This window comes from Mailhella massiliensis (assembly GCF_900155525.1).
Classification (GTDB): Bacteria; Desulfobacterota; Desulfovibrionia; order Desulfovibrionales; family Desulfovibrionaceae; genus Mailhella; species Mailhella massiliensis.
On record NZ_LT706952.1, the window covers coordinates 644,119 to 657,516 of the forward strand.

Genomic DNA, 13,398 nt, shown 5'->3' on the forward strand with positions numbered 1-13,398 from the left:
TTGTGATAAGCCCTACCCATGATACGTTCTTGAGCGGGAGTTGAGATATGTTTCTTTCCGACATCATGCAGATCTTCAGAAAAATGGGCTGGGCCAACCGCATCACCATGATGCGCATCGGGGCGGTTCTGCCCATCCTTCTGCTCATCCACTTCCCCAACGTCTACACCTGCTGGATAGCCATGTTCCTCTTCGTGGCGGCGGCCGTCACCGACTTTCTCGACGGCTACATCGCCCGCCGTGAAAAGCAGGTGACGAACTTCGGCAAATTCCTCGATCCGCTGGCCGACAAGCTCCTCATCTGCTCCATTCTCATCGAGATGGTGGGGCTCGGCTGGGTGCCCGCATGGATCGTCATCATCATCATCATGCGCGAGCTCGCCGTCACGGGCCTGCGCGCCGTGGCCGCCGACAAGGGCGTGGTCATTGCCGCCGACTGGTACGGCAAGTGGAAGACGGTGTTCCAGATCATCGCCATGGTGCCGCTGCTCATACACTTCCCCTTCCTGGGGCTGCCCGTGCATCTCATAGGCACCGTCATCCTCTACATCGCGCTGGTGCTCACCATCTTCTCCGGCTGCAACTACTTCTACCTGTTCTACCGCCAGTGGCGCGATCACCTGACGGAAAACCGCTAACCTTCTTACGGTATGCCCGTGTCCACGAATCGACGTACCTCCAACAAGGCCTTCTGGTGGAAGCTCTCCCTGCTCGTGCTCGCCGTCATGCTCAACGTGGCGCTTGCAAGCCGCATCGTATGGGGTTCCCACAGTCTCTACACCTGGCGCGTGCTCAAGGAAAAGCAGAACGAGCTTTCCGAAGAGCTTGCCGCCCTCGATGAAAAGCGCGCCGCCCTCTCCCGTGAGATACGCCTGCTGAAAACCGACCCCGCCTATGTGGAAAAGGTGATCCGTCAGCGCCTCAACTATGTGAGAAAGAACGAAATTCTTTACCTCTTCGACAAAAGCAGGGAGAATTCCGCATGGCTTGAAGCCGGAACGGACAGCAAGAATGACTGAAGGCTCCTCATCCATGAATCCGCCCCTGCCGGAAAATTCCCGTCCCGAAAAGGCGCTCTGGTATCAGGAAGTGCTCTCGCTCGACCCCGCTTCCCGTATCTTTCTTCCCTATGCCCGCCTGCTCGTGGAACACGGCCGCCGTACCGAAGCGCTGGACATACTGCGCGCAGGACTCGCCAGGCACCCGGAATTTCTCGAAGCGCGGCTTTTCTTCATCGATCTGCTCCATGCCTCCGGGGAGGAAAACGCGGCTGCCCTTGAGGCCGCGCCCCTCATCGAGGCTCTTTCGCAGTGCCCTTCCCTCTGGAAGGTCTGGAGCCGCAGCCCCGGCGTAAGGCCCGATCAGGCATCCCTGCTGCTCTTTTTCGGCGCCACCTTCAAGGAAGGCGGCCCGAGCATGGCCGACGTGTTCCGTGCGGGCCTCTCGGCCCTCGGCATGGACGTTTCCGCACAAGACGCCCCGAAGGAGCACGCGGAAGAAAACGCCCTGCCCGCACGGGAAAAGGAAGAAACGCCGCCCCTTCCCGCAGATGCCGCCCCCGCGCCGCACGTAACGGAAGAAAACGCGCCCGTGCCCCCTGCGCCTGCCGCGCCCTGCTTCGTCATGAGCGAGGACACGCCCTGGTACAGCCTCGATTCCGTGCCCGATGACGACGATGTCTTCGACGAGGAAAGCGACGGAACAGCCGCGCCCGCTCCGGCGCTTTCCCCTGCGATTCAGGAGCTTTTCTTCCCCGAGCCTCCGGCGGAAGAAGCGCGGAAGGACGGGCTGGGCGATCCCGCGGCCCATGCCGTGCCCCGTTCCTCTCTGGAAGGCAAAAGCTCCCTGTGCACCCGCTCCATGGCGCGCATTCTGGAAGAACAGGGCGCCATGGTGGAAGCGGCCGATATTTACCGCGAACTTCTGGAGAGCAGCGCCTCCCCCGAGGAGCGCGCGGAACTGAATGCGAAACTCGACAGCCTCCGGCAGAGCACGGAAAACCCCGTCGCCGCCGAACCCGCCTCCTCCGGCATTCTGGACATGCTGGAAACGCTGGCCGTCAGGCTGGAAAACAAATCCCGCGCCTGATGCGCGGCAGGAGATACCATGCGCAGTCGCATACTCCCCGTCGTTCTCTGTCTTCTCGCAGCCTCGGCCCTTGCCCTTTCCGGCTGCGCGCAGGTCAACAGCGCCTATAAGGAGACGAAGACCTTCTATCATACGCATATCAACCGCCCCTCCACGCTGAATACGGAAGAGCGCACCGTTCTGGAGGCCCCGCAGCGTTCCATGGTGCAGAGCATCATGCCCATCGACGAAGAGCTGACCAGGCTGGAAAAGGCGCTGGATGCTCTGGCCTCCCCGCCCGACGGCGAGGCCGCCGCAAGCTTCCTGCGCCGCTTCCCGTGGCTTTCCGGGCTTGCCATGGTGGCCCCGGACGGCACGCTCGGCGCCTCCATCCCCTCCGTGCCGCTCAAGCAGCTCGACTACACGCCGCTTCTCGAACTTGCGCCCAAGGCCCTGCCCCGCGACCTTCGCTCCAGCGTGCAGGATACGCCCCTCGGGCCGGAAATCCTCATCGCGCGGCCCTTCCTGCAGGAAGATCAGCTTCAGGTGCTGCTTGTGGCCACCTTCGACTTCCGCGCGCTGCTGCCCTTCGCCTCCTCGCCGGGCGACATCATCGTCCGTTCCGCGGACGTGCTCATCTGGAGCGGAGACATGGACTATGCCGCGACTCCCATGGCTTCCATCAACTGGGAAGAATATCTCAAGGAACATTCCGACGGCATTCTGACCAATGAAAACGGCTCCATCATGTGGATATCCCGCTATGTCGGCGGAAAGCCTCTGGTTTTCGCCTCCCCGCTGCGTTAGAAAAGCCGCTTTCCGCGTTGCAGGAACTGTGAATCGTATATTGATCCTTATTGCACATTCATCCTTGTTTATGGTATAGATACCGTCAAATAACAGCTGCTCCGATCCTTCCGCAGAGCATATATCCACATGCGACAGACCGGAGCCGACACCAAGGAGCCTGGATATGTCTGAAGTCACTGCAATTGAACACCTTATCGCATCGCAACGCAGATGGTCGCCTCAGGCAACGGGGCAGTTCACCTCGCTGATGCACGACCTTATTCTTTCGGCAAAAATCATTTCCAGAAACGTCAACCAGGCCGGTCTGGTCGACATTCTGGGTGCGACCGGCGCCGTCAATGTGCAGGGTGAACAGGTGCAGAAGCTCGATACCTTCGCCAACAACACCCTGGTTTACAGAATGCAGAGTTCCGGTGCGGTGTGCGCCGTAGGCTCCGAGGAAATGGCCGAACCCTTCTTCGTTCCCGAAAACGAACCCCACGGTCATTACGTCATCTTCTTCGATCCGCTGGACGGCTCCTCCAACATCGACGTGGGCGTGAGCATCGGTACCATCTTCTCCATCTACCGCCGCTCCGATACCCAGAACTACTGGGAACTCAACACCGAAGCGCTTCTGCGTCCCGGCCTGGAACAGGTGGCCGCCGGTTACTTCCTCTACGGCTCCTCCACCATGCTGGTCTACTCCACCGGCCACGGCGTCAACGGCTTCACGCTGGACTCCTCCATCGGTGAATTCCTGCTGACCCATCCCAACATCCAGATTCCGCGCGTGGGCAAGTACTATTCCGCCAACCACGGTTACTACAATTACTGGGACGAAGCCACGCAGAAGGCCGTGCATTCCTTCTCCCGGCCTACGGGTATGCCTCCCCGTTCCACCCGCTATGTGGGTTCCCTGGTGGCCGACTTCCACCGTACCCTGCTCAAGGGCGGCGTGTTCTTCTACACCGACGATTCCAAGCACCCCAACGGCAAGCTGCGCCTCATGTACGAAGCCGCGCCCATGGCGTTCCTGGCCGAACAGGCCGGAGGCAAGGCCGTGGACGGCAAGATGCGCATTCTGGAAAAGGTGCCCGCCACCATCCATGAACGCACTCCGCTCATCATCGGTTCCGCCGACGACGTGGATCAGGTGCTCGACGTGTACAGAGAATGCGGCAAGATCTGATGTCTTCAGAACGTAAATCATAACCCCCATGCAGCCGCGCGCCGGTTTTCCGACGCGCGGCTGGTTCTCTCAGAAGGCGGAAACGGCCTCATGCCCCCGCCACGCCCGAGGACGAAACGCTTTTTTGCAAGACGGCCCGTGTTCCGGGCCGCCGAGCGCCACGGCGAAGGAAGACTCCGAATTTCCCGACACGGGCCGGACCTTGCCCCGCCGGATTTCCGCAACGCTTCACCGGCGGCGAAAGCCGCGACATGTTCAGGTTCATCATGCTGGTTCTGGGTATCGAAAGTTCTTGTGACGAAACCGCGCTTGCGCTGGTGGACGACACCGGCATCCGCGCCTCCGTCATTTCCAGTCAGGCCGACATACACGCCCTTTTCGGCGGCGTGGTGCCGGAACTCGCCTCCCGGGAACACGCCCGTCTCATCGGGCCTCTTCTCGACAGCCTTCTGGAAAAGGCCGACCTCGGCCCCGATCCGTGGAAGAAGGTGGATTACATCGCCGTCACGCGGGGGCCCGGCCTCATGGGAAGCCTGCTCGTAGGCGTGGCCTTCGCCAAGGGGCTGGCCATGGCACACGACATTCCGCTCATCGGCGTCGATCACCTTCAGGGCCACCTGCTGGCGGCGGAACTGGAAAACGACATCGCCTGGCCCGCCCTCGGCGTTCTCATCTCCGGCGGCCACACGCACCTTTACCGCATGGACGGCCCCGTGGACATGACGGTTCTCGGCAAGACCATGGACGACGCGGCGGGCGAAGCCTGCGACAAGTTCGCCAAGGCCGCGGGGCTCCCCTATCCCGGCGGCGCGCTGCTCGACGCGCTGGGCAGACGCGGCAAGGCCGATCCGCATCTTTTCCCCCGCCCCTACACCCACAACGACAACCTCGACTTCAGCTTCAGCGGACTCAAGACGGCGGGAGCGCTCTGGCTTTCCCAGCACCCCGAAGCGCACTTCCCCGCCGGAGACACTCCGGCAAAGGAACGCCTGCACCTCGCCTCGCAAAAGCTGTGCGATGCGGCGGCATCCTACCTTCTGGCCATAGCCGAAACGCTCACCATCAAGGCGGGCCGCGCCATGGAACGCTTTTCCCCCGGGAGCATCGTGGTGGCCGGGGGCGTGGCCGCCAACAGCGTGGTACGCGAGGAATTTTCCCGCCTCGCGCAGAAGCGCGGCATCCCCCTCATCATTCCCCGCCTCTCCCTCTGCGGCGACAACGCCGTCATGATAGCGAAGGCGGGCTGGCACATGGCCGCGGCGGGACGCGTTCACGATCTTTCCCTTTCGGCCATACCCCGGGGGCAGGTCATTCCGCAGGACTGGAAAAGCTGTTAATGCCTGCCTTGACAGCAAAGTACCCTGCACCTACAATCATTCCGCATCATTTTTTTCCGTGATAAGACAAGGGTGCGCCGGGAACTGTTCCCGCGCTCCTGTAAGCCATTTTCATGAAGGAGTGAACAACATGTCCACCGCAGTCACTGATGCCAATTTTGAAAGCGTCGTCATCAAGTCCTCCATTCCCGTTCTCGTCGACTTCTGGGCTCCCTGGTGCGGCCCCTGCCGCGGCATCGGCCCCATCGTGGAGGAACTTGCCGCCGAATACGAAGGCAAGGCTCTCGTGTGCAAGGTCAACGTGGACGAAAACACCCGTATTCCCAGCCTGTTCGGTATTCGCGCCATTCCCACCCTCATCGTCTTCAAGGACGGCGAAGTGGTCGATCAGGTGACGGGCGCCGTGGCCAAGTCCCACCTTGTGTCCATGCTTGAAAAGGCTTTCTGATGCTGTACGATGCCGCTGTCATCGGCGCGGGGCCGGCCGGGATCACCGCGGCCCTGTATCTGATCCGTTCCGGCCTCAGCGTGGCGCTGGTGGAGAACTCCGCCACGGGCGGGCAGATACTGAGCACGGCAGAAATAGAAAACTATCCCGGCTTTCCCAAGAGCATCAAGGGCTGGGAACTGGCCGACCTCTTCGACGCGCATCTTAACGGCTACCCCGTGGAGCGCGTGCGCGGCAAGGTGCTTGCCGTAGAGGAACAGGAAGGCAAAACCTTCCGCATCTCTCTTGCCGAAGGCAGGGAGCTGGAAGCGAAAACCGTGGTCGCCTGCACGGGCGCGCATCACCGCACGCTGGGCGCTCCCGGGGAAGACAGCTTCCTCGGCCGGGGCGTTTCCTACTGCGCCGTGTGCGACGGCAACTTCTACCGCGGCCGCGACGTGGTCGTGGTGGGCGGCGGAAACTCCGCCCTGGAAGAAGCCCTGTACCTTTCCCGCATCGTGAACAAGGTGTACATCGTGCACCGCCGCGACGCCTTCCGCGGGGCCATGGTCTACCAGAACAAGATTCGCGAAGCCGCCAACATCGAGCTTGTGACCGGCTGCGTCGTGGAGGAAATCCGCGGCGGCAGCGCCGGCATGGACTCCGTGGTCGTCCGCCGCGTGGACAGCGGGGAAACGCGCACCATCGCCGCCGAGGGCATCTTCATCTATGTGGGCATGGAGCCCATCAGCGGTTATCTCCCCGCCGGGGTTGACCGCGATGCCGCAGGCTTCGTGAAGACGGACGCCGAAATGTGCACGAACCTCCCCGGCATTTTCGCCGCGGGCGACATACGTTCCAAGCGCTGCCGCCAGGTCAGCAGCGCCGTGGGCGACGGAGCCACCGCGGCCACCGCGGCTTCGTCCTATCTGGAGCACTGGAATGCGTAAACTGTTTGTCATGGGGGCGCTTGTCTGCACGCTCTTTCTGAGCGGCTGCAGCATAGTGGATGAATACTTCCTGCCGCCGCCCGACGATACGGTGCAGGAAATCTTTGAGGCCGGCAACGATGCCATGCGGGAAAAGAACTATTCCCAGGCCATCGTGTATTATACCCGCATCAAGGATGAATTCCCCTTCAGCCCCTACGTCATAGAATCCGAACTGGCGCTGGCGGACGCGCACTATCTCGATGAGGACTATATCCTTGCGGCGGAAGCCTACAAGGATTTCGAGACGCTGCACCCCCGTCACGAAGCCATCCCCTATGTGCTCTATCAGCTCGGCATGTCGCTGAAGAAATCCTATAATTCCATCGACCACTCCGCCACGGCGGTGAACGAGGCCTTGGAATACTTCACCAGGCTTCAGCAGGAATACCCCGACACGGAATACGGCAAAAACGCCGCCGAGCGTATTGCCGAATGCCGGAAAACGCTGGCCCAGCGAGAGCTGTTCATTGCCAACGTGTTCTGGGGCATGGAAAACTACCAGGCCGCGTGGACGCGTTACCAGCATGTCGTGCGTACCTACCCCGACGTGAAGGAAGAAGCGGAATACGCGAAAACCAAGGGCGAGGCGGCATACCTGAAATACCGCCAGGAAGAAGCCCAGAGCATAAGGGAACATCAGCAGGGCAGCTGGAAGGACTGGTTCCGCTGGCTGTAGACTGAACCTTCCGTAAAAAAGCGTCGGCACAAGCCGACGCTTTTTTTATGCCCGGAAACATACCTGCCGTTCCGGGGAACATGCGCTCTGCCAAAAATCCTCCTCGCCGGCAGAAAGAACAGGCGGGAGTTTTCCGTTCCGTGCGCCCCTCTCACGGCACATCGCCCCGCCTCCGCACCAGCGCACGGTACGTCCCGCGCCCAGTCCTGCGGCAAAACGCGCCGTCTCTTTTCCTGTGGCCAACCTTCCCCGAAGAACTGCTCCACGCCCAGAACAGCCCGGGGCTTCCTCGCGGTACGGCAGCGGGAAGAGGAGGCGCGGCTTCCCGAAACCGGTGCGCCACGCTGCACGGGGCACCATGAACCGGGCGCAGAACATGCCCCAAAAACATGCCGCAGAGAGAAACGCCGGGACAGGGGCTGCCCGGACACGGGAAGTCCCCGAAGCTGCGCGGACGGCATCATTCGGACCGGACAAGAGGGAAGAACGCGCGCCGCAGCAGCAAAAAACGCCGCAGGCGGCAACTCATGCGGAAAAATGGGGTTTCCGCCGCAGGAAAAGCCCCTCTTCTCTGGACAGCGGGGCCGGTTTCACTCTAGTCTAAGAACACTTTTCATGACAGAGCAAAACTGAGGAGGACCTCCCATGCTCAAACAGTTCCTTACGGCCTCGATCATTCTTGCCGCCGTCACCGGCCTCACCGTCAACGATGCCGAGGCGAGAAGCCTTGCGGAAATCAAGTCCAGCGGCAAGCTTCTGGTCGGCACCACGGGCGACTACAAGCCCATGAGCTACCTGAACAAGGAAACCGGCAAGTACGAAGGCTTCGATGCGGAAATGGCCGCCTCTCTGGCCAAGAAGCTCGGTGTGGAACTCGTGTATGTGCCCACCACCTGGAAGACCCTTCAGGAAGATACCCTGGCCGACAAGTTCGACGTGGCCATGTGCGGCATTACCGTGACCGATGCGCGCAAGCAGATGATGGCCATGTCCGACCCGTACCTCACCTTCGGCAAGACCATCCTCGTCACCAAGACCAAGGAAGCCCAGTTCAAGTCTCTGGACGACGTGAACCAGCCTTCCGTGCGCGTGATGTACAACCCCGGCGGCACCAACGAGAAGTTCGCCAAGGAATCCACGCCCAAGGCCCAGCTCATCATGCATGAACACAACGCCGAAATTCCCGGTCTCGTGGGCGAAGGCAAGGCCGACGTCATGATCACCGAAACCATGGAAGCCGTGCGTTACGTCAAGGACAACCCCAAGGTGGCCGCTCCCCTGGTGGACAAGCCCTTCACGCAGAATCACTTCGGCGTGCTCATGAGCAAGGAATGCCCCAGCCTCCTCAAGGCCGTGAACGAATGGATGGCCGGCATCAAGGCCGACGGCACCATGGCCAAGTGGGAAAATCAGTACATCAAGTAGGCAGCACGATGCACGCCGCCGGGGTTCCCTGCGGTACCCCTGCGGCATGACTGCGCATAAAAGCCGGGTCGGAGACAGCTCCGCCCGGCTTTTTCCATCGCGTGTAACCCAAAGAACGAAGGAACAGCATTCCGGTACGGGGAAACGTATGGCAAAACCAAAACCATGCGGCAATCCCTCATCATGCAGCCTCCCCCTTTCCCGGAACGGAGGCGGGGCCTTTTACGACCTGCCGCTCGGACATGCCGAAAGCGCATAGACCGCGGCAGGATTCGGGCTTTTCCCCCCTTCTCTTCTCTGCGACAAAAGGCAACTTCTCCCTGTTCCGTGGAATGGCCCTGTTTTCCGCACGATTCTGAGACTCCCCCCCCCGCACGCTCTTGCGGCAGGCAGACCTGAAAAGCAAAACTACGGCGTTTCTCTTTCCGCACGGAAGGAAAGAGACATGGTGGAGCCTGCCCCCACGGCGGAATGGGCCTCGATATGCCCCTCGTGCAGTTCCACGATATGCCGGGAAATGTACAGCCCCAGGCCGAAGCCGCGGCTCCCCTTGGTGGAGAAGAACGGCTCGAAAATCTTCTTTCTGTTCTCCTCATCTATGCCGCTGCCGCAGTCCGATACCTCCAGCACCACGCGCCCCTCCTCGCAGCGGCCCTCCAGCACCAGCGCGCGGAAATCCTTCTCTTCCATGCTGTCCAGCGCGTTGATCATGAGGTTCAGCACCAGTTGTTCCAGAAGCGTGCGGTTGCCCCGCATGGGCAGGCTTTGCGGCAGCAGACTCTCATCCACCCTTACCGTACGCAGGCGCGGCCTGAGGAAGAAAAGAGCCTCCCGAGCGATGAGGGCAAGGTTCTGACTTTCATACTGCACGGAATCGGGCAGGGCCAGATGCATGAGGCGGCGCGTGGTGTTCACCGCCCTTTCTCCGTTGCGGTGTATGGCCTTCAGAAGCGGCCGCAGGGGACTTTCTTCCGGGCAGTCTTCCAGCGCCAGTTCCGCGTTGGCCATGACGATGCCTATGGGATTGTTGATTTCGTGCGCCACCCCGGCGGCCATTTTACCGAGCACGGCCAGCCTTTCCATTTCCATGACCTGCCTGTCCAGCCTGCGCCGCTCCGTCATGTCGCGCCCGATGAGGCAGATGGCGTAGGGAGAAGCCTCCATATCGGCCATGAAGAGGTTGATCTCCAGCACGAGTTCCTTGTCCGTACCCGGGGCCAGAGTGATTTCCCGGCGCAGGGCGCCCTTCTGCGGAATAAGTTCCACAAAGCGTTCCAGGCATCCGTTGGTTTCCTGGCAGAGCGCCTCCATAAGCACGGCGCTGTGCCCGCTCTCACCGATATGCAGCACGCTTCGCGCCGCCCTGTTGGAAAGCCTGATCTGTCCGTCCGCATCCAGCAGAAGGATGATATCCGGCGATTCCTCGATAAGGTCGCGATATTTTCTTTCCGAACGTATGAGCCTGCGCGAGACTTTGCGCACCTGTCGCTTGAGCGCGTATATCCAGGTGACCGTGGCGAGAAAAACGCAGAAAAGCAGCGCCGCCGTACAAAGAATATGGTAACGGTACAGTTCCCAGATGCCGGGCACATACAGCGAACGTCCCAGCCACTTGGAACGCAGAGACTCCACCTCTCCGCTTTCCTCAAGATGTACCAGAGCGCTCGTCATGCGCTCCAGAAGGCCGGACTGCCGACCCACCATCATGACCATGGGAATACGTTCGAGGGAACCTCCCATCACACGGATATTCTTGTATTTCTTGCTCTGTACGATATGGAAGGCCATCTCCACGGAACTGGCAATGTAGGCTTCCGCCTCGCCCCCCACCAGACGGTTCAGCGCATTGGTGATGGAATCGGCCTGCACCACGGTGCAGCCCATGTCCAGCATCTTGGGAATGTAGGTATCGCCGCGCTGAAGAATGACCCTGCGCCCGGCAAGGTCGCGCTCCATGGTGAACTGATGCTCCTGCCCCGCCACCAGAATGGCGCGGTTCAGAGCCAGCGGCGTGACCAGAACATCGGAAAAATCGTTCTTCAAATTGACGGGCAGAAGGCCCACCATGGCGTCGATTTCGCCGCGCTGAAGCTTCTGTTCCAGTTTCCGCGCGTTGCTCTGCACGAAAACAATATCCATCTTGAGTTCCCGGGCCATTTTCACGCTGAGGTCCACGGCAAGTCCGAGCAGACCGTCGCGGCTTTCGTTCAGAAAGGAAAGAGGCGCGGAATGAGGAGGCACGCCGATGACGAGCCTCCTCGTTCCGTTTCCCTGACCGGAGGGAGCGCTCCACAAAAGCGACGGCACAAGACACAGCATCAGAACGGCGACAAGTGCAAAGAACGTACGACGCATGGCAAAACTCCTCGCCATGATAAAACACCATGCGCCCTTTTGCCGCAAGGGAAAAAAGCGTGCGGTTTTTCGCACACAAGGCTCTTCTCTGTGCGGAAATCCTCACGCATCCGGTTGCAAAAAATAAAAATCCCCCTGATATAACAATAAAAATCACAATGGCACGTTCTTTGCTAAAGCATGGATAAACACGTTCCGCCTTCAACCACAAAGGAAGATACATGAACCGTCGTCAATTTCTCATGGGGCTGTCCGCGGCCGCTGCCGCCACGGCAGCGCCTTCTTTAAGCTGGGCGTTCCCATCCGTGTTCCCCCACGGCACTACCATCTACAAGCCGGAAAAATGCTGGAACGGCTATACCGTGTTCGGTGTGGAAACGGCCGGACAGGGCTGCGTGCTCATCGACATGAACGGCAACGTCGTGCATGAATGGAAAAACGTGAACGAGCTCGAACACCCCTCAAAACTGCTCAGGGGCGGTTACATCATGGGCGCCACCCGCCAGAAGCCGGAAATGAAGGGCCGCACCTACGGCGACCCCATGTCCGCCGACCTTTCCATCTGCGACTGGAACGGCAAGATCGTACGCAACATTCCCCTTGCGGGTATGCATCACGACTTTCAGGTGGAAGGCAACCCCACCGGATACCACAGCCCGGACATGCCCGTGGAATACAAGCCGGAAGGCAAAATTCTCGTGCTTTCGCACCTGTTCACCGAAAACCCGGCCATTACGAAGAAAAAGCCCCTGGACGACGACTATATCTTCGAGATGGACAAGGACAACAACATCATCTGGGACTGGAAGGCCTGCGAGCACTTCGACGAGCTGAAGCTCCCCGAAGATCTCAAGAAAACCATGTACAAGTTCCCCACCTGGCAGATGACCCGCACCCCGGGCGTGAAGGCGGCGGACTGGATGCACATGAACTCCGCCTCCACCCTCGGCCCCAACCACTGGTATGACGAAGACCCGGTGAAGTACGCGGTCTTCCACCCCGACAACATCATCTGCTCCTGCCGTCAGCTCAACACCTGCTTCATCATCGACAAGGCGAGCAAGAAAATCGTGTGGCAGATAGGCCCCACCTTCTACCCCGACGACAAGTGGGAATTCGGCGGCAAGGAATACAAGCGCGCCCTGTACAGGCTCGGCCAGATCGTTGGTCAGCACCACTGCCACATGATTCCCAGGGGCCTGCCCGGAGCAGGAAACATTCTCGTGTACGACAACGGCGGCTTCGCCGGCTACGGCGAACGGAACCCCACCTCCCCCATGGGCTGGAGCAACGCACGGCGCGACTATTCCCGCGTCCTCGAGTTCGACCCGGTCACGCTCAAAAAGGTGTGGGAGCACTCCGCCGCCACCATGGGCCTGCGCGAAACCTACAAGTTCTACAGCGATTATGTAAGCTCCGCCCAGCGCCTGCCCAACGGCAACACCCTCATCACCAACGGCGCCGTGGGGCAGTTCCAGGAAGTCACTCCCGATCACGAAATCGTGTGGGAATACATAAGCCCCTGGTACAACCCCAACGGCAGATTCAACCTGGTGTACCGCGCCTACCGCGTGCCCTACGACTATGTGCCCCAGCTCAAGAAGCCGCAGGAATTCGCCGTGACCCCGCCGGAAAACACCACCTTCACCATTCCCGCCAGCAAGACGCCCTACAAGGCATAACCTCCTGCGTAACGGCATCCGCCTTCGCCTCCATCTCTTCCTCCTCCCTGCGGGGAAGGGGAAGGCGGATGCCCGAACGAATAAAACACTCCAACGCTCTTGCGGAGCCTTTATGAAAAAAACGCTCTCTTCCCTTCTTCTCGGCGCATTCCTCTGTGCCGCCTCTCCGGCCCTGGCCGAAGACGTGGAACTCGGCCCCGACGCCTTCGACCTGAACAAGGCAACGGCCGAACAGCTCATGGAAATTCCCGACGCCAACATCACCCCGGAAATGGCAAACACCATCGTGGACATGGCCAAAAACAAGCCTTTTGAACTTCCTGAAGATTTTCTGAAGGTTCCGGGACTGGACAACCATACGCTCCAGGCCATCAATCCCATTGAGCATGATGGCACACTGTGGTACGATCCTGACGCCGAACTGACGCTGGCCCCGTCAAAGTGCTGATTTTACCG

13 protein-coding genes are annotated in these 13,398 nt (G+C 60.3%); 12 read left to right on the plus strand and 1 reads right to left on the minus strand.

The window, feature by feature from the left end; translation table 11 throughout:
* Window positions 1–47: 47 nt before the first annotated feature.
* The 10 genes from pgsA (at window position 48) to CZ345_RS13165 (ending at window position 8,905) form a co-directional block, all read left to right on the plus strand.
* Complete coding sequence (gene pgsA, locus CZ345_RS13120) at window positions 48–638, plus strand: CDP-diacylglycerol--glycerol-3-phosphate 3-phosphatidyltransferase (protein ID WP_239446694.1); 591 nt, start codon at window positions 48–50, stop codon at window positions 636–638.
* A gap of 12 nt (window positions 639–650) precedes the next feature.
* The gene (locus tag CZ345_RS13125) at window positions 651–1,019 is read left to right on the plus strand and encodes an FtsB family cell division protein (protein WP_077073548.1); all 369 of its coding nucleotides are present in this window, start codon (window positions 651–653) and stop codon (window positions 1,017–1,019) included.
* Window positions 1,012–2,088: a hypothetical protein gene (locus CZ345_RS13130; RefSeq protein WP_144277359.1), complete on the plus strand. Its 1,077-nt coding sequence runs from the start codon at window positions 1,012–1,014 to the stop codon at window positions 2,086–2,088. The genes CZ345_RS13125 and CZ345_RS13130 overlap by 8 nt, the downstream gene beginning before the upstream one ends.
* 18 nt (window positions 2,089–2,106) lie before the next feature.
* Window positions 2,107–2,874, plus strand: a complete 768-nt coding sequence (locus tag CZ345_RS13135; RefSeq protein WP_077073550.1) for a hypothetical protein — start codon at window positions 2,107–2,109, stop codon at window positions 2,872–2,874.
* A gap of 166 nt (window positions 2,875–3,040) precedes the next feature.
* The gene (gene fbp, locus CZ345_RS13140; RefSeq protein WP_077073551.1) at window positions 3,041–4,048 is read left to right on the plus strand and encodes a class 1 fructose-bisphosphatase; all 1,008 of its coding nucleotides are present in this window, start codon (window positions 3,041–3,043) and stop codon (window positions 4,046–4,048) included.
* A gap of 266 nt (window positions 4,049–4,314) precedes the next feature.
* A complete protein-coding gene (gene tsaD, locus CZ345_RS13145; protein WP_077074107.1) occupies window positions 4,315–5,385 on the plus strand; it encodes a tRNA (adenosine(37)-N6)-threonylcarbamoyltransferase complex transferase subunit TsaD in 1,071 nt (356 codons plus the stop codon).
* A 130-nt stretch (window positions 5,386–5,515) separates the two neighbouring features.
* Window positions 5,516–5,833 (plus strand): thioredoxin, encoded by a 318-nt coding sequence (gene trxA / locus CZ345_RS13150; protein WP_077073552.1) that lies wholly within the window; start codon window positions 5,516–5,518, stop codon window positions 5,831–5,833.
* Window positions 5,830–6,762 carry an NAD(P)/FAD-dependent oxidoreductase gene (locus CZ345_RS13155; protein ID WP_144277360.1) on the plus strand — a complete coding sequence of 311 codons (933 nt, stop codon included), beginning with the start codon at window positions 5,830–5,832 and terminating at the stop codon, window positions 6,760–6,762. Before trxA ends, CZ345_RS13155 begins: the two co-directional genes overlap by 4 nt.
* A complete protein-coding gene (locus tag CZ345_RS13160) occupies window positions 6,755–7,480 on the plus strand; it encodes an outer membrane protein assembly factor BamD (RefSeq protein ID WP_077073554.1) in 726 nt (241 codons plus the stop codon). The genes CZ345_RS13155 and CZ345_RS13160 overlap by 8 nt, the downstream gene beginning before the upstream one ends.
* Window positions 7,481–8,125: 645 nt before the next feature.
* On the plus strand, window positions 8,126–8,905 hold the full coding sequence (locus CZ345_RS13165; RefSeq protein WP_077073555.1) for a transporter substrate-binding domain-containing protein: 780 nt from the start codon (window positions 8,126–8,128) through the stop codon (window positions 8,903–8,905).
* Window positions 8,906–9,313: 408 nt separating this feature from the next.
* Here CZ345_RS13165 and CZ345_RS13170 read toward each other — a convergent pair whose 3' ends face one another.
* Complete coding sequence (locus tag CZ345_RS13170; protein WP_077073556.1) at window positions 9,314–11,260, minus strand: ATP-binding protein; 1,947 nt, start codon at window positions 11,258–11,260, stop codon at window positions 9,314–9,316.
* 221 nt (window positions 11,261–11,481) lie between these two features.
* Here CZ345_RS13170 and CZ345_RS13175 point away from each other — a divergent pair, with 221 nt between their 5' ends.
* The gene (locus CZ345_RS13175; protein WP_077073557.1) at window positions 11,482–12,942 is read left to right on the plus strand and encodes an aryl-sulfate sulfotransferase; all 1,461 of its coding nucleotides are present in this window, start codon (window positions 11,482–11,484) and stop codon (window positions 12,940–12,942) included.
* A gap of 112 nt (window positions 12,943–13,054) precedes the next feature.
* Window positions 13,055–13,390 carry a ComEA family DNA-binding protein gene (locus CZ345_RS13180; protein WP_077073558.1) on the plus strand — a complete coding sequence of 112 codons (336 nt, stop codon included), beginning with the start codon at window positions 13,055–13,057 and terminating at the stop codon, window positions 13,388–13,390.
* Window positions 13,391–13,398 lie beyond the last annotated feature (8 nt).

Bases quoted from the DNA above. Each gene is read 5' to 3' on its own strand.
- tsaD (WP_077074107.1), top strand. From the start codon at position 4,315: ATGCTGGTTCTGGGTATCGAAAGTTCTTGTGACGAAACCGCGCTTGCG.
- CZ345_RS13180 (WP_077073558.1), top strand. From the start codon at position 13,055: ATGAAAAAAACGCTCTCTTCCCTTCTTCTCGGCGCATTCCTCTGTGCC.
- CZ345_RS13175 (WP_077073557.1), top strand. From the start codon at position 11,482: ATGAACCGTCGTCAATTTCTCATGGGGCTGTCCGCGGCCGCTGCCGCC.
- CZ345_RS13165 (WP_077073555.1), top strand. From the start codon at position 8,126: ATGCTCAAACAGTTCCTTACGGCCTCGATCATTCTTGCCGCCGTCACC.
- trxA (WP_077073552.1), top strand. From the start codon at position 5,516: ATGTCCACCGCAGTCACTGATGCCAATTTTGAAAGCGTCGTCATCAAG.
- CZ345_RS13170 (WP_077073556.1), bottom strand. From the start codon at position 11,260: ATGCGTCGTACGTTCTTTGCACTTGTCGCCGTTCTGATGCTGTGTCTT.
- CZ345_RS13130 (WP_144277359.1), top strand. From the start codon at position 1,012: ATGACTGAAGGCTCCTCATCCATGAATCCGCCCCTGCCGGAAAATTCC.
- CZ345_RS13125 (WP_077073548.1), top strand. From the start codon at position 651: ATGCCCGTGTCCACGAATCGACGTACCTCCAACAAGGCCTTCTGGTGG.
- fbp (WP_077073551.1), top strand. From the start codon at position 3,041: ATGTCTGAAGTCACTGCAATTGAACACCTTATCGCATCGCAACGCAGA.
- CZ345_RS13160 (WP_077073554.1), top strand. From the start codon at position 6,755: ATGCGTAAACTGTTTGTCATGGGGGCGCTTGTCTGCACGCTCTTTCTG.
- pgsA (WP_239446694.1), top strand. From the start codon at position 48: ATGTTTCTTTCCGACATCATGCAGATCTTCAGAAAAATGGGCTGGGCC.
- CZ345_RS13135 (WP_077073550.1), top strand. From the start codon at position 2,107: ATGCGCAGTCGCATACTCCCCGTCGTTCTCTGTCTTCTCGCAGCCTCG.